Origin of the sequence: Halalkalibacter sp. AB-rgal2 (genome assembly GCF_041821005.1) — a bacterium.
Taxonomy (GTDB): domain Bacteria; phylum Bacillota; class Bacilli; order Bacillales; family Bacillaceae_D; genus Halalkalibacter.
In genome coordinates this window covers 69283-85465 of the sequence record NZ_JBGUAV010000018.1, presented here as the reverse complement: position 1 = coordinate 85465, position 16183 = coordinate 69283, and the positions used below count along the sequence as shown (strand labels likewise).

The 16183-nt window shown below is 36.7% G+C and carries 16 protein-coding genes and 2 pseudogenes; 15 read left to right on the top strand and 3 right to left on the bottom strand.

Annotated features, from left to right (window positions below; all coding sequences use genetic code 11):
- The 9 genes and pseudogenes from ACERJO_RS14380 to ACERJO_RS14340 form a co-directional block, all read left to right on the top strand.
- Positions 1-276 (top strand): LPXTG cell wall anchor domain-containing protein (locus ACERJO_RS14380; protein WP_373647933.1); only part of this gene is annotated, 276 nt, incomplete at its 5' end.
- A 223-nt stretch (positions 277-499) separates the two neighbouring features.
- On the top strand, positions 500-970 hold the full coding sequence (locus ACERJO_RS14375; RefSeq protein WP_373647936.1) for an NUDIX domain-containing protein: 471 nt from the start codon (positions 500-502) through the stop codon (positions 968-970).
- Positions 971-1046: 76 nt separating this feature from the next.
- On the top strand, positions 1047-1181 hold the full coding sequence (locus ACERJO_RS14370; RefSeq protein WP_373647932.1) for a hypothetical protein: 135 nt from the start codon (positions 1047-1049) through the stop codon (positions 1179-1181).
- 16 nt (positions 1182-1197) lie between these two features.
- A pseudogene (locus ACERJO_RS14365) lies at positions 1198-1356 on the top strand (GNAT family N-acetyltransferase); the annotation flags it as partial.
- A 138-nt stretch (positions 1357-1494) separates the two neighbouring features.
- The gene (locus ACERJO_RS14360; RefSeq protein ID WP_247107325.1) at positions 1495-1980 is read left to right on the top strand and encodes a GNAT family N-acetyltransferase; all 486 of its coding nucleotides are present in this window, start codon (positions 1495-1497) and stop codon (positions 1978-1980) included.
- Positions 1981-2134: 154 nt separating this feature from the next.
- Positions 2135-2530 (top strand): hypothetical protein, encoded by a 396-nt coding sequence (locus ACERJO_RS14355; protein WP_373647931.1) that lies wholly within the window; start codon positions 2135-2137, stop codon positions 2528-2530.
- A gap of 113 nt (positions 2531-2643) precedes the next feature.
- Positions 2644-3495 (top strand): AraC family transcriptional regulator, encoded by an 852-nt coding sequence (locus ACERJO_RS14350; RefSeq protein WP_373647930.1) that lies wholly within the window; start codon positions 2644-2646, stop codon positions 3493-3495.
- Between the two features lie 856 nt (positions 3496-4351).
- Complete coding sequence (locus ACERJO_RS14345) at positions 4352-6484, top strand: glycosyl hydrolase 53 family protein (RefSeq protein ID WP_373647929.1); 2133 nt, start codon at positions 4352-4354, stop codon at positions 6482-6484.
- A 353-nt stretch (positions 6485-6837) separates the two neighbouring features.
- Positions 6838-7522: pseudogene (locus tag ACERJO_RS14340) on the top strand (IS256 family transposase); the annotation flags it as partial.
- Positions 7523-7627: 105 nt separating this feature from the next.
- On the opposite strand, the gene ACERJO_RS14335 reads toward ACERJO_RS14340, so the two are convergent.
- The 3 genes from ACERJO_RS14335 to ACERJO_RS14325 all read right to left on the bottom strand — a co-directional run bounded on the left by ACERJO_RS14335 (position 7628) and on the right by ACERJO_RS14325 (position 9522).
- The gene (locus ACERJO_RS14335) at positions 7628-7774 is read right to left on the bottom strand and encodes a hypothetical protein (RefSeq protein WP_373647928.1); all 147 of its coding nucleotides are present in this window, start codon (positions 7772-7774) and stop codon (positions 7628-7630) included.
- 102 nt (positions 7775-7876) lie between these two features.
- Positions 7877-8767 (bottom strand): COX15/CtaA family protein, encoded by an 891-nt coding sequence (locus ACERJO_RS14330; RefSeq protein ID WP_373647927.1) that lies wholly within the window; start codon positions 8765-8767, stop codon positions 7877-7879.
- Complete coding sequence (locus tag ACERJO_RS14325) at positions 8764-9522, bottom strand: alpha/beta family hydrolase (RefSeq protein ID WP_373647926.1); 759 nt, start codon at positions 9520-9522, stop codon at positions 8764-8766. The genes ACERJO_RS14330 and ACERJO_RS14325 overlap by 4 nt, the downstream gene beginning before the upstream one ends.
- 135 nt (positions 9523-9657) lie before the next feature.
- On the opposite strand from ACERJO_RS14325, the gene ACERJO_RS14320 reads away from it, so the two are divergent.
- From ACERJO_RS14320 to ACERJO_RS14295, 6 genes are all read left to right on the top strand, one after another.
- A complete protein-coding gene (locus ACERJO_RS14320) occupies positions 9658-10188 on the top strand; it encodes a PadR family transcriptional regulator (RefSeq protein WP_247107319.1) in 531 nt (176 codons plus the stop codon).
- Between the two features lie 317 nt (positions 10189-10505).
- Entirely contained in the window at positions 10506-10679 is a 174-nt protein-coding gene (locus tag ACERJO_RS14315; protein WP_373647925.1) for a hypothetical protein, read from the top strand.
- 446 nt (positions 10680-11125) lie between these two features.
- Entirely contained in the window at positions 11126-12058 is a 933-nt protein-coding gene (locus ACERJO_RS14310; protein ID WP_373647935.1) for an ABC transporter permease, read from the top strand.
- Positions 12058-12927: a carbohydrate ABC transporter permease gene (locus ACERJO_RS14305; RefSeq protein WP_247107318.1), complete on the top strand. Its 870-nt coding sequence runs from the start codon at positions 12058-12060 to the stop codon at positions 12925-12927. The genes ACERJO_RS14310 and ACERJO_RS14305 overlap by 1 nt, the downstream gene beginning before the upstream one ends.
- A 72-nt stretch (positions 12928-12999) precedes the next feature.
- Positions 13000-14541: an extracellular solute-binding protein gene (locus tag ACERJO_RS14300; protein WP_373647924.1), complete on the top strand. Its 1542-nt coding sequence runs from the start codon at positions 13000-13002 to the stop codon at positions 14539-14541.
- 264 nt (positions 14542-14805) lie between these two features.
- Entirely contained in the window at positions 14806-16116 is a 1311-nt protein-coding gene (locus ACERJO_RS14295) for a Gfo/Idh/MocA family protein (RefSeq protein ID WP_373647923.1), read from the top strand.
- Positions 16117-16183: the final 67 nt, after the last annotated feature.

Sequence of the window (16183 nt, the reverse complement as noted above, 5' to 3'; positions counted from 1 at the left end):
GATCCAGGAACAGATCCAGGAACAGATCCAGGAACAGATCCAGGAACAGATCCAGGGACAGATCCAGGGACAGATCCAGGGACAGACCCAGGAACAGATCCAGGGACAGACCCAGGGACAGATCCAGGGACAGATCAAAGTACAGAGGATAAAGAAGGTGGAGAAGAATTACCGAACACAGCCACTTCTTTATATAACTATTTACTAATTGGTATTTTAGCTCTTGTAACTGGTGTTGTTGTTTACTTTAGAACAAGAAGAAAAGTAATAGAGTAAAAAACTACTGGTACAAAAATAGCCACTAAATTTCTGGAACGACGGAAGTACACTTATTTTTCGATTTTTAAAAATGTAACAGAAAGCGATGATCCACGAAGGATTATCGCTTTTTATATTGAAGTTATTGTTCTAACGAGTAGGTTTCTTAAATAAGGTTATAGTTCAACACGAATTTCTAGTCATACATTAAAAAATGATTAAACGATAGGAAGTGAGAATGTTGTCAGCACATATAAGGGTACGAGCTGGGGCCATCATTATTAAAGATGGTTTAATTCTATTAACAGAATATAATGATCCTACTAGAGGAATTGTTTATGACCTACCTGCAGGTGGAGTGGAACCGAAAGAATCGATTATAGAAGCAGTAAAAAGGGAAGCAAAGGAAGAGGCGTGTGTTAACGTAGAGGTAGGTCCATTAGCCTTTGCTTATGAATATGTACCACATCTTAATAACAATAAGTTCGGTGAAATTCATACGTTATCCATGATGTTTGATTGTGTCATCAAAAATGGTTCCTCGCCTAAACTACCTAAAACCCCCGACCCTAATCAGACGGGTGTTAAATGGATTCCATTAGCAGAGTTAGAGAAAATAGAACTTTATGCAAATATACAAAACCAATTAATCAACTATACTTCGAACAAACGAACTATTGATTTAATTGAAGAACATGACTTAACTAATTGATAAAAAAAGAGCGATACCGAATTACCTCGCTAAAAGTTAAAGAGAAGTGTGAAAAGGCTATGTCTGGGGGGCTTCGATGGAGAAAGGTATTTATTTAGGAGTTGGGTATTTTATTGGAATAAACATTGCGATTTATCTTGTTTATGAAGAATTAAAATGGCAAGGCCTCGTCAGTGGCGTTGTTGGCTTCGTTATAATTCTTATCCTTTAAGTAACTTTTAAGGACAAGAATCAAAAGGATCGAAATAAGATGTGAATCCACTAATCTAAAAAGTCGTGCAATTCCTGAAAAGTTAGGGTTTGAACTTGAAGGTATATTAAAGAATGAGGATTTATCGGCAGATGGTCGTAAATTAACCGATACTTGTATTTATGCAAAAGTTTAGAAAGTTAACATAATGAGTGCAATATTTCAGAACAAGAGCTGTTGTTTAGGTAGCTCTTGTTGGAGTACAGTAGGTTAGTTCAATCAAAAGTGAGAACAGACAGAACATCATTATGAGATTATTGAAAGGTAAAAAAATATGGATATATTCATTCGAAAAGCCAAGCAAAGCGATTACGAGTCATTGTTGCCTTTATTTAGGCAGGTTCATGAATTTCATGTTTTTGTTAGACCAGATTTATACAAAGTGAATTCAACTCCAGTAGCTCAAGAGTTTTTCGAAAGCCAGTTGATAAATGACAAACAGCATATTTTTGTAGCTACCGTAGGGAATCGTATAGTCGGTGTGATCGTGATGAAGGAAGAAGAAACAGCTGAGAATTCTTTTGTGAAAGCAAGGAAAGTATTGGTTATCAACAGCTTCTGCGTTGATGAAACGCATAGAAATAAGGGTATCGGAAAGAAATTAATTAAATATGCTTTTGAATTTGGAAGAAGCCTTCGAGTTGATAGTGTTGAATTGGGAGTATCTGAGGAAAATACATCTGCCGTTGAATTTTATCGGTCTATTGGGATGACGACAAAGAGTAGAAGAATGGAGATTATATTGAAGCCTAACGAGTAGCTCTAGCACAAGAATGGTAGCTGCTTTAGGTAATCTCATTAAATTAGTGGAAGCGATGGTCCATGAAGGATTATCGTTTTTTATATTGAATTAATTGTACTAACGAAGCAAATGAGGCAGGTCGGCATTAGTTTTTTTGCGAGGGGGATGTAGATTGACTTATTTAAAAGGGTTATTTTTGTGGATAGTACTTTTACTTATTTCAGTATGGTTATTAGAACAATCACAGAGATGGGGAAATACCCCGTTTTTCCCCACAACACCACTTTTACATATCTTATCCATTGTAACGCCAATAACTGTACTGATCGTATTTGGAATTCTACTTGGGAATAAGCACATAATGAAAGAAGTTAAAGCAGAAGGAAGGTGGAGAGTGAATTTCCCCAAATTAATTATTCTTGGTATATTTCCATTTTTAATCGTTAGTCTACCAGGTCTATTCTATGAACAACTCCATAGTAGCGTAGATTTATATATGTTGGAAGTATTAGCGTTAATTTTATGTGGCTATTATATTTCTCGTAGTATAAATAAAGTGAAAACTTAAATGAAAGCGCAATTATTAGGTGTATCATGAATGAATCCATTACTAGTCAAATCAAAGGTACTAAAAAAGTTGATTTGTCTGTTTTCAGTGGACTCATAAAAGGTGGGTAGAGGATGTACAACAAAAAAGTCAGATATGAATACATTACAATGGAAGAGTCACTCCCTTTATTCGTTGAAAGTGTAGGGTATAATACGCAAGAATTGAACTTTCGCAGACCGGGTGGATATCCATACTATCATTGGCTCCAAACGATTGAGGGGGAAGGGAGGTTTTCCTTTGATGATCAGGAATACATCTTAACAAAAGGAAGGGGAATCTTACTAAAGCCTTTTACTCCACATACTTATTTAGCAACGAGTAAAGTGTGGTCTACCATCTATGTAACGTTTGGCGGGCAATCAGCAGAATCGATTTTAGAATCGTTAAACATGGATTCTTCTACGTTGTATACGAATTTAGGAGATATACAATCAGAAGAGATCATCAAAGAAATGCTATTGAAAATTGAATCAGATACAGAGTTTTCAAAGCTTGATTTATCTGGTCATTTATATAACTTTATAATGAAATTAAGGAAATATGGGAAAATGAATAACCAGCCATCTTTATCACATTTATATGACAAAGTGCGTCATATTGTGGATTGGCTTGAAATCTCCTATGGAGAGGACATTACGTTAGACGATATGGCATCGCATCTAAATGTTAGCTCGCAATATTTAAACCGGCTGTTCCAAAATACGTTCAAAGTTAGTCCATATACCTTTTTAATTCAGCTTAGAATCAGAAAGGCAAAAGAAATACTACTGGAAAGCCCGAAGCTTCCTTTAAAAAACGTTGCTATTCTTACAGGGTTTAATGATGTTAGTTACTTTGTAGCAACCTTCAAAAGGAAAGAGGGCATCACACCAAAAAAGTATCGAGATATATTCGCCCTGAAAAAAGGAAGAAATGCGAAATGAATAACAGCTATGAAAAAATATATTACTCTTACATAGTATTTTCATGATGATGTCGTGTTGTACCATATTCCCCCGTTTGGTTTCATATACTAATATTTTTGTGAATATATGGTAACGTTTACATTTTGAATAGTGTGTTTCTCTAATAATGTTTTAGGTTTTTTTGCCAGAGTGCAATACAGTGCTCTCTGATTAAGAAGCTTCAGTAAGTTGGTAGAGTTCTATAACCAAATATAGGATAGAAAGCCGGCTCTTTTATTATGGGGGACGGCTTTTTGGAATGTTTCAATTTTTATTGTTGGAATAGATGGATAGTCCTAGATATAGGTCTTTTTTACTGATTGAAAGTTTCAGATATTTATATTTTGTGTAGAACATAGTTGTACATCCTAGTGAAAAAATTATATAAAATGAAAACAAGTCTCTTCGAGTAAGTATGGAGCAGTTCATCATGGGCTGTTGCTAAATTTATCTTTATATCTATTCTTCTAAGCTATATATACTCATCAACACGATCTACTTCAGTATACAAATCTCCCAACCTACAATAATTGCGGTATTAAAATGATTGATATTAATGTTAGAGGCCTTCTCTAGCTTTAATATATCTTTACTTGTGAGAGAACTCTATTAAGTGGCAATGTTGGAACATGTGATGATTGAAGGTGAACGTAGGAATTCAAAGCAAAGTTCCACATCATTTAATAGGGTCACTCTAAAAGAGGGTCAACATGTACCCTAATATAGAAGTAAAGGAGGTAGATTCATAGAGTTATTATTGTTGGCCGAGATTTAGACTTGGTAGTGATGCGATCCGTCTTAATTTATCCATTAAAAAACAGGAGGGAATGTGTATATGAAAAATCATTCATTTGCAATGAAAGTGACCGTTCTATTAATGGCTGTATTACTAGTAGGAGCATCTTTTTTTAGCATGCCAACAGCGGCGTATTATGGACATGCAGATATTTCTCCGGCCTACACGAATTTAACAACGAAAAGCTGGGTAACAGCTGATGCTGGGACAGGGGATGCTAGTTTAGCTGTTGACCAAAATTATTCAACCTACTGGGATGCTGGTTCTGTTTCAGAGGATAGTTGGCTTGTAGTAGACCTCGGTGGGACTTATCCCGGAATGAAAAAGGTTGAGGTTGTTTTCCCGACGATTAGCGGCGAATATAACTATAAGCTAGAAGCATCGAGTGATGGGGAAGAGTGGTTTACAATATCTGATCGATCGAATGAAGCGGTAAGCGGGGGAGAGGACGTTCTTATACAAGATATTCCAGATGTAAGATATCTGAAAGCAACGTTATTGGACGTTTCGGACGGTGCAGTGGCAGGGATTGCTGAAATTCGGGCAAATAACTACTTTCTTAAAGAAAACCTTACTATAGGTGCTGACTTATCTTGGGATACAGCGTTTTCAGACAGGACATATACGACACATGACAACACAGACGTGCCGTCCTCAGACGGACGCATGATTGGTACAATGCAAGAGACAGGGATGACATCTGCACGATTTAGGGTTTGGAATGAGCCGCGTAGTGAGAATACAGGAAACCCTGTTACTCATGTTGACGGTAGTATGAATCCAGAAGATACATTAAATAAGTCTATATATGCGAATGATCTAGGGATGATGGTTGGTGTTGATTTCCATTATTCTGATAGCTGGGCAGACCCAAGCAAACAGATCAAACCAAAGTCTTGGAAGGACTTAAGTTTTGATGAACTTGTGGAAGCAGTGTATGACTTTACGTATGAAGTTACAGCAGATCATGTTGCTGCTGGAGTGACCCCTTATTATATTCAAGTAGGGAATGAAATTATTGATGGAACACTATGGGGGAATGAAAAGATTCCTACTGGAAATGAACCGAGATATGCAAGAGAGGACCCCTCCTATACAGCACAGCCAGGCGGTGAGTTGTTATGGGAGTACTGGGGATCAGAGGACCCAGAGGAACAGGAAGCGTATGATGCAGCATGGGATCGCTTCACGAGAATCATCGATGCAGGATTGCGTGCATCTCAAGATGCTTCGCCTGAATCAAAAACGAAAATTCACGTCATTGTCGGTTCAACTAGTCTAGCGAAAACACAAGAATTTTGGCGCCAACTGACGACAAGGCTTAAAGAAGATTATAATAATGGCTTTGATATCATGTCGATTTCTTATTACCCTGAGTGGCATGGACCGATGGAGAATTTAAGTAGGAATTTGCATGCATTTGCTACGGAGTTTCCTGAATATGAGCTAGCGGTATCGGAAACTTCTCATAGAGCGTCTGGAGGTCCGTCTGATTCTCGGTATCCTAATACGATTCAAGGGCAAGCAGACTTCTTGATTGATGTTATGCGTGCGGCAAATGATACGATTAATAATTCTGTATCTACTGTATTAGTTTGGGAGCCGGCAATTTGGCAATCTATGTTCACACACATAGGGAATGATTGGTACCAAGCGAACGACTCAACACGGATTTTCCATGCAGCGTTTAGTGATTATATCCCTAAGACGAATGAATATCTTGTAACAGACCTTTATACATCACCGGCTCTTGCTGAAACAATGGACGTATTAAATCTTGAGACAAATACGATAGACAGCATCACTGTAGATTGGGATACGGTGCCAGAGGAAGCATATTCCACGATAGGATCTTTTACAGTGAACGGCACTACGGAACATGGTGAGGTAACCGCTCATGTTGCTGTCGTTATGTCTGCTGACGCTTTGGAGCATGTGACGAATGAAAAGATAGATGCAGGCGAAGTGTCTGGCCCACTAGTAGCGCAATTAACAAATTCGTTGAAACAAGTCAAACATCATTATGAGAGAGGTTCAACAGAACAGGCAGTGAAATTTTTAGAGAATTATTTGTTTCATCTTGAACGGAAGGCAAATGAAAGGAACATAACAGAGGAATCAAAAGCAGACCTTTCCTATCACGTTAACTTGTTACTAGATGCATGGAAGTAAGATAGGAAATATAAGAAGAACCAGGGTGCCTCCATATGACCCCTGGTTCTTTGATCATGTAGAAAGAGTTTTCAGCAGGAGAAGTTGAATATGTATAACTTAGAGGTTTTACCGAATCAAAGACATTGAAATCATCGAAAGGTGTGCCTGATGAGGGGGATTTTACGAGACATTCTTTTCACTTGTTCAAATAGTAGTTTATTTTGATAATATTAATTAATCTTCTTTTTCATTAATATTAAGGGTGTTCAGAAGATGACGTACAATAGTTTGTGTAAATGATTTGAAACAAAAAAAGAGGTAGGGTACCCTCTAGTTAACCGCTAAACCAACTGAGAGGAGATGCCCTACCTATGAGTACTAGTATAGGACAAAACACACTTGAAAATCAATTAGATTCTATGGTTCGTGAGTTTGTGAAAGAAAAACTTGAGGCTATGATGAAAGAAGAAATGAATAGTTTTTTTGAACATGAACACCCAGAGTTAAAAAACCAGAAGAACAGCTTCTATCAAAGGCAACTAGATACCAAGTATGGAAGATTGGAAGATCTAGAAGTGCCTCGTGATCGTGAAAATGCCTTTCAAACAGAGATCTTTTCTCCTTATCAACGACGTGAACAGTGCTTGGTGAAACCATTATCACCATGTATCAAAAAGGTGTAAGCACCCGTGAAATTGGTCAGCTTATTGAGCGTATTTTAGGTCATTCTTACTCAGCTGCAACGATTAGTCAAATCACCGACGTCGTGGCAGAGGATATTGAGTCTTGGCAACAACGTCCACTGAAAAAGCGCTACTCTGTCCTCTATTTAGATGGTACTTATCTCAAGCTTCGTCGAGAGGATATTGCGAATGAAGTCGTCTATCTCGTTGTCGGCGTCACCGAAGATGGCTTCAGAGAAATTCTAGGTTTCTATGTTGGTGGCCAAGAAAGTGCCCTAGGTTGAAAGACGATTCTTAACGATCTTTATCACCGTGGTCTTGAAGAAATTCTTCTAGCTGATTCGACGGGCTTCCAGGTCTTGAGGAAGCAATGAACCGAACGCGAATAGGGATGTGGAAACGTCTTCTGGTATGGCCCCCTCGGGGGCCATACCAGAAACTCCCTCCCCTAAGACCTGAGGAAGTACCCTATTGATTTTTACACAAACTTATTGACACTACCTGTTTGTTGTTCGAGCCATTTATTTTGAATCATTAAATCTACAATATCTTTTGCATACTGTGCAATCTTAAGGGAAAGTCTTTCATAATTTACTTCTTTGACTGGTGGCAGTGGCGGTTGCATAATTGTCCGTCCCTGAAGCGGTTAACATCCCGTATCAGAAAATACTTCTGCGTTGAATTAGTTATTCACATTATCCATTTCTATACTTACGATTAAAAAATATTACTTAATCCTTCTTGTTATGACAACGATATAGGTGAATAGAGAAAACAAAATAGAGATTACTAGTGCATGGATAATTCCAATCGTCAAGTTTTGATTATAAGTAAAAACCATTCCTATTCCACTTAAAAGCTGTACAAATATTAGTGATACACTAACAAAACTGAGGATTACTAATAGACGTTGATGCTTATAAAGCTTTAATATCCATAAAACAAACACTATAACAAGAACGGTTAACAACATGCCTGCTAAACGATGAAACATCTGAGCAAAAACAATGGTTCCTTGGCTAAATAAGACGAACTCTCCATTACATAAAGGAAAACCAGTACAAGCTGTAGACGCTCCCATATGCTTTACAAATGCACCTGTATAGATAACGGTGTAAGCATAAATAGTAATAGCAATGACAAAACGCTTAAAATGTCTTCCAACTGGTACTATGGCTTTATTAAATGGATTTTCAAATGTAAAAAGAGTAATCGTAAAAACAGCCGCTAAAGAGATTGCTGAAAAACCAAAATGTAATGCCATAATTAATGGGGGTTGTCCAAATACAACTTGTCCAGCCCCCATTAAACCTTGAATAATAATGGCAGAAGAGGCAAGAATTGCAAAGAATTTTATTTCTTTAATAAAATTCAATTTTCGCCAAGACCAGTAGGATAATATTAAAACCAGTAGACCTGCAACGCTAGAGATTAATCTATGAGTGTACTCAATAATCGTTTCTAGCGTGGGATTATATGGAATGACTTCACCAAAACAGAGCGGCCACGTCGTTCCACACCCTTGACCAGATCCTGTTTTGGTGACAATGGAACCTTGCAAAAGGACAAATAGCACAATAATAGTTGTTATAATTGAATAGACTTTTAATTTTTTCATGTTTCACCTTGACTAGTGACATGAACATCATTCAACCAAGTAACAATTGAATCTATGATCATTGCCTGCTGTTCACCAACTGTTATCTGAGCTTCATTATCACCAGATTGACTACCATATACACCAAAATAAGCGTGGTTACCACCTAGAATTTCAATGAAATTCGTTGTTTCTGGTAGGTTCGAGCTGTATTTTTTAATTTTTTCAGGTGTACTTAATCCATCCACTGCCCCGCTTATCGAGAGAACAGGTAAGTTGGATTCACTTAAAACATCATTGCTTGCTGCATATGCGCCAAGTAAGATAAGTCCGTTTACTTTGTCTAAATGTTGGTCTACATACATAGCCGCTGCAGCACCTCCCATTGAATGGCCAGCAATATACCAATCTAGGTGATTACCATTATTTATTACTTCATTGGCTTTAGAAACATCGAGAATTGGCAAATTTAATCTAACCGAGGGTATAGCCACTGTAATATTTTGCTTCGCTAACTCTTGCGCTAAATAGGCATACGCCTCAGGTTCAACTTTTGCACCAGGATAAAGAATCAAACCTTTATCCGCATGTTCAGCTGTATAGATATACCATCCGTCTTCTGCATCCTTGACTTCCTCTATTTCGAGCCGTTCAACATCTATCGCACTATATGTATTTTGAGTCCATATAATAAATATTGATAGGCTCAAAATTAATACGATAACAATAGTGATAATCGAAATGAATAACGTTTTTTTATTGAGAAATTTCTTCATTATTAAAACCACCCTCCTTTATATGTCTTTTTAGACATATGAAATTATAGCTATAGTAAACAATGATAAACACTTTGGTCAAGTTAATATGCTATAATTTCTTTATATAGACAAATATTAAGGAATTGATGTTTTATGAGCTTACGTTATGCTTTGTTAGGGATTATTTCTAAAAAGTCAGTAACAGGTTATGATGTGGTAAGAATATTTAAGCAACAGATGATTTATTTTTGGAGTTCGACTCATAGCCAAATCTACACAGAATTGCGTAAAATGGAAAACGATAACTTAATAGAACACGAATTAGTTATTCAAGGAACCTTACCAAATAAAAAAGTATACTCTCTTACAGATGCAGGAAAGAAGGAATTAATACGCTGGGCAATTGAAGAACCTTTAACACTTGCAAAAATTAAAGATGAATTTTTAATTAAAGCGACTATTTTTCCTGTTTTATCAGTTAGAGAAATTAATAAATTGTTAGATGACGTTATAGAGAGAGAAGAAAGCATTTTAAGTAAGACAAAACATTGGAAAGAACACTTTAACAATCAAGAAGAACAAGACGTAGGCACTATGTTAACCGTTGAATATGGAATAAGATATTCTGAAATGTACTTGGAATGGTGTAAGTGGGCAAAGCAGTATATCAATGAAATAAAGTAACAAGTCATACGTTTTTTATATCCATTGCTTTTTCTTTATTTCACTACTTTGTAAATAAACCTTTGAATTTTAAGGAAAAAGACAATACTAAAGTAGGCGTAGCTCCATTATTTATTAAAAAGAGGAGAGCGCCTAATTCATCTATAAATGGGTGTGATATGTCGACTGGCTTAAGATACTTCAGGTTCTTGTAATGAACAGTATATCCTAAACTTTCAAGTCTTCGTAGGAATTTCTTTTTCAAGAACGTCAAAATAGGGAGTTTCGTTTGACAGATAGAAAACCTTACTTCTCTTTTAATATGTTGTGGCAAGGTTATGAAAGATAATCGGCTTAATTCCACTCTAACGGAAGATTATAGGGCTAAATTATCGAGTTATATGATGAAAGAAGTGTTGTTGTATAGCATTATTTTTACATATGTTCTTGCAGGGCTTGCTGCTGCAATGTCGGTTGGAGCAATTGCAGTAGATGATAAGAGAAGGGCTTAAAAATGGATTTATGCGACGCTAAAATGATCTAAGTGTGACGATTACATGATAAGTGATCGTCTTTTTTATTTGACTTTAAACGTTTTTAATTATCTGCATGGGTTTATTATTTACGAAAAGTGACAATCATCAAATGAAACAAATGATAAACAATTTGTTGATATGCACATCATTTCTAGGTGCTGTTTGCTACAGGGAAAGTGTGAAAGAAAAAAAGATGATCAACCATTTTAAAAAAAGTGCTCAAAAGATAAAATCAATCAGTTGTTCAATAATCGTTGATCTTCTGTTTGATATGATGATTGTCAAATAACCGATTGGCTTGTTATAGTTGAGCCAATTCAGTCAACAAATCTCTTTTTTACGAAGAAAAATGGCGTATTTAAGTAAAGGAGCAAAAAAAATAAGTAAAGGAGGAAAGCTGAGTGGAACGAGTGAATACGGAAATGAAAGGGCTTACAAAATATAAAGTAAATAAAGCAAGGTCGCTTATAACGAATATCAAAAAACATTGGATGCTTTATGTCATGATTTTACCTGGAGTGATATTTTACATTGTTTTGAAGTATATACCTCTGATGGGGACGATCATTGCCTTCCAGGATTATCAAATATTTAATGGGATATTAAACAGTCCTTGGGTTGGGTTTGATAATTTTATCCATTTATTTACTTATCAAGATTTTTATCAAGTTCTGCGTAATACGTTTTTAATTGCCTTTTACTTACTTGTCTTTGGATTTCCGGCGCCAATCATTCTCGCTTTACTTTTTAATGAAATAAGAATTCGTTTTTTAAAGAAGTCTGTGCAAAGCTTATTCTACCTTCCACATTTTCTCTCGTGGGTCATTGTAGGAGGAATTGTTTTCGAATTATTATCTTCACAAGGGGTAGTAAATGGAATTCGTGGATGGTTTGGAGCTGAAACCATTCTCTTTATGCAAGAAGAGAGTTACTTCAGAACCATCGTTGTTTTATCAAGTGTATGGAAAAATGTTGGATGGGGAACGATTGTCTATTTAGCGGCGATTACCTCCATTAATCCAAGTTTATATGAAGCCTCAGTCATGGACGGAGCTAACCGCTGGAAGCAAGCGAGGTATATCACACTTCCGTTAATGTTTCCTACTATACTGGTCTTGTTTTTACTCAATATTGGGAATTTCCTAGAACTAGGATTTGATCAAATTTATAATTTATTAACTCCGATGACCTATTCTGTTGGAGATATCATTGAAACCTATGTTTATCGTGCTGGTGTTCTACAAGGGCAATATAGTATGACAACGGCGATTGGGTTATTTCAGTCTCTTGTTGGTTTTGTTTTAATATGGATATTTAATAGAATGGCTAGAAAAACAGAACAGGGGTTATGGTAATGAGAAAATCAATGAGTGAAAGAATATTTGATGTTTTTAATTATACGGTGCTTATTACCCTTGCTTTGACAATGATTCTTCCATTGCTACAATTGTTAGCCGTATCGTTTAGTTCTCCCATAGCAGCGGATTCGAAACAGGTTTTATTATGGCCAGTGGAATTTACCATAGACACATGGACTCATATTTTACAGAATAAAGTATTATGGAAATCCTTTGGTGTCACCGTGTATATCACGGTGTTGGGAACTTTTTTAAGTATGTTATTTACTGTATTAACGGCTTTCCCATTATCTAGAAAGGAATTTATGCTTCGTAAACCGATCATGTTTATGATAGTTATTACGATGATTTTTAATGCACCGATGATCCCATTTTTCTTAACTGTCCGTAGTCTTGGATTGATGGATACCTTATGGGCATTAATGATCCCGGGATTAATTAGTACATTTAATATGGTCATCGTACGAACATTTTTTATGGGGGTTCCTAGTGAATTAGATGATGCAGCTAAAATCGATGGTTGTAATCCTTTTCGATTGTTATTTCAAATCTATTTGCCACTTTCAAAACCTGTTCTAGCGACGATCAGTTTATTTTATGCTGTTGGATATTGGAATACATTTCAAACGGCTATTCTTTTTATCCGAAACCCTGACTTGTATCCACTGCAATTAAGGCTGCGAGAGTATTTTCAAGCGCCAGAGGAATTGGCTGCGGTGAATTTAATTATGAATGAATTAGCTTTTAATACAACGACATTAAAAGCAGCGACGATTATCTTCGCAACGGTTCCTATTGTGTTAGTTTATCCTTATTTACAAAAGTATTTTGTCAAGGGAGCTGTGTTAGGCTCATTAAAAGATTAGTTTCTTTTAAGTGATGAAATATTAAACCGCTTACAGTGGTTTGATATAAATGAAAAAAAGGGAGGATTAACAATGAGTACAGGTCAAAGAATGATTCGTTTTGGGGTTATTATTTCATTATTATTGTTATTTGTAGTTGTCGGCTGTTCCAATTCCGATACGAGCAGTCAGCAGTCAACAAATGAAGAAAGAGAAGACAATGAAAAGATAGAGAATGTTCGAGTGTTTAAAAGCCATTTATCAAAAGGAGTCCTGCCAGGTAGTGATGATCCACATGTCCAACAAGTATTAGAAGAAACAGGAGTTAAATATGAGCTGATGACACCACCTGCTGGCTCTGATGCTACCGAATATTTAAATATGTTATTTGCATCTGAGGATTACCCAGATATTTTCAGACCGATTGGTGGGATGGAAAGAACGTTAATTCAACAAGGAGCAGCACTTCCATTAGATGACCTCCTCCCAGAATATGCACCACATGTATGGAACAGTATACCTGAAGAAGCGTGGGATGTCGTGCGAGCAGCGACACCAGACGGGAAAATTTATTATGTGCCAAAGGTTTATACGATTCCAGAACGTGCTGCATTATTAAGACAGGATTGGTTAAATAATGTTGGTCTTGAAATGCCAGAAACACTAGAAGAGTATAGAGAAATGCTTATAGCTTTTCGTGATCAGGATCCTAATGGAAATGGTGAACAAGATGAGCTTCCAACGTCTGGAAGGGAATTTGGTACATGGATGGATCACTTGTTTGCCATGTTTGGTGTTGCAATGTGGGAAGGGCATCCTGAATGGGATATATATGACGGTGAAATCCAATATGCTGGTGTAACCGAAAATATGAAGGAAGCGATTATATTTATTCGTGAATTGTATGAAGAAGAATTATTAGATAAAGAAACATTCTTAAATAAAGGAGATGTGTGGACAGCCAAAATAAATAATAATTTAGTAGGTAGTTGGTATCACTTACCAGCAAACTTATTAGATAGATATGAAGCGATGCGCCAGGGAGCTGAAGACGCTTATGTTGTTGGAATGCCACTACCGAAAGTAGATGGATTTACGGGATTTATTACACAAAAAAGTATGGGAGAGCCTGAATGGATGATTCCAAAAGTGTCTGAAGATAAAGCGATTGCTTCATTAAAGCTCTTAGATTTTTTCTACGATCAGGAAAATGATGATTTTATCCGATATGGGATTGAAGGAGCGCAACATAAAGTAGAAGATGGAAAAAAAGTTCTGATAGCAGCTACTGATGAAACACCAATTGCATTAGGAATGAGAAACTTAATGACAAAAGAAGATATGGACATTCGAATCAATGAAACATTTCCTGAGGACCAGCAACAAATGGTGATGGATATTTTTGAAGTAAGTACAGCTGATGCTAGGAGAATTGCAGGAGATGGTTTACCTTCAACTGTTTATGATGGATATTCTGACATTCAATCTCATAAACTTTTCCAAGAATATTTAACGAAGATTGTGATTGGAGAGTGGCCAATTGATAGATTTGATGAATTTGTCGAAAGGTGGTATAGCTCAGGAGGAGATGAGGTTACAGAACGAGTTCAAGAATGGTACGAACGGTTAAATTGATAATGGTTGAAAGAGGCTGGAACATAACAAAAGTGTTTAGCTGAGAATCCGACCAATTTAAAAACGTAGCGGATGAAATATACGTAGACTCCTGCGGGATGAAAAGTAAAGGTGAGACCCCGCAGTGCGTAGCACGAGGAGGCTCACCAGCTTCCCGCGGAAAGCGAAGTGTATTTCAGGAGCGGTGAATGTGCTCCAATCTGTATTTGTGCGGTTTCTCATGTACAACCTCTTTCTATCAAACATAGAAAGGAATGGAGTTATTTGAGAAAGAGATATGTGATTTGTGGAGTTAGCGGAAGGGCATTAGGTATGTTTGTTATGCCAATACTGACAGAATTTTCGTCTACCTGTGAACTAGTCGGTTTATTAGATTGTGATCCGTTACGTTTTACTACTTTTCGTACTAGATTTCCAGAACATTCGCATGTTAAAACCTACAATGAATCTGAATTTGATCAGATGATTGTAGAAACAAAGCCAGATGTTGTCATTGTTGCGGGTAGAGATGATACACATGCAAGGTATATTGTGCGTGCATTAACGAATCATTTAGACGTTATTACTGAGAAGCCAATGGCCACGACTGGTTTAGATTGCAAAAGAATCATAGAGGCAGAAAAAGCAAGTCGCGGTAAAGTGATCGTGACCTTTAATTATCGATATGCACCTATCCATACAAAAATAAAGGAATTAATTTTGGAGGGAAAGCTAGGGAGGATTACATCGATCGATTTGAATTGGTATCTTGATACACATCATGGTTCTAGTTATTTTAAACGATGGAATCGATATCGAGACATTTCAGGAGGGTTGTCCATTCATAAATGTACACATCATTTTGATTTAGTGAATTGGTGGATCAATCAAACACCTGTTGAAGCATTTGCTTATGGTGCTCTTCATTACTATGGTGCAAATGGAGAGTGGAACCCAGCGGAGGAAAAGGACGGGAGATATTGCGGTACATGTAGTTATACGGAAGAGTGCTCATATTATGCTAGGTGGAATAGAAGACAAAAGGCGGTAAACGTACCAGATGACCATCTTGGATCACTTGAAGACGAAAATCAAACATACCCATATACAAACTATCGTCCAGACAGATGTATTTTTGATGGAGATATTGATATTGAAGATACGTATAGTGCCACGATTAAATATAGCGAAGGTGCTTTACTTAGCTACTCAGTTAATTTTTCCCTTCCGTATGAAGGATACCGCTTAGCGATAAATGGAACAAAGGGAAGGATTGAGACAATGGAATATCATGCACCAAAACGTACGCCTTTTCCTACTCCAGTTCAAACGATTGATTACTTCCCTTTGTTTGGGTCTAAGGAAACGATTCATGTTGTTCATAGAGAAGGTGGACATGGTGGAGGAGATCCTCTTTTACTAGAAGATATTTTTTTGGGAGAAAGCAAACACAAGCCATTTCAATTATTATCAGGTGCTAGAGACGGTGCTTACTCGGTTGCAACAGGTGAAGCGATTTGGAGATCGGTGAAAGAGCATCGGCCCATTTTAATTCATGAGATTTTAAATGGATTAAAACAACAAAGCAAAGCATAAATTTAGTCAATCAAAATATATAAAGATAATAAGTCGTATCGTTCAGTAGTGGTAAAAGGCTGGTATG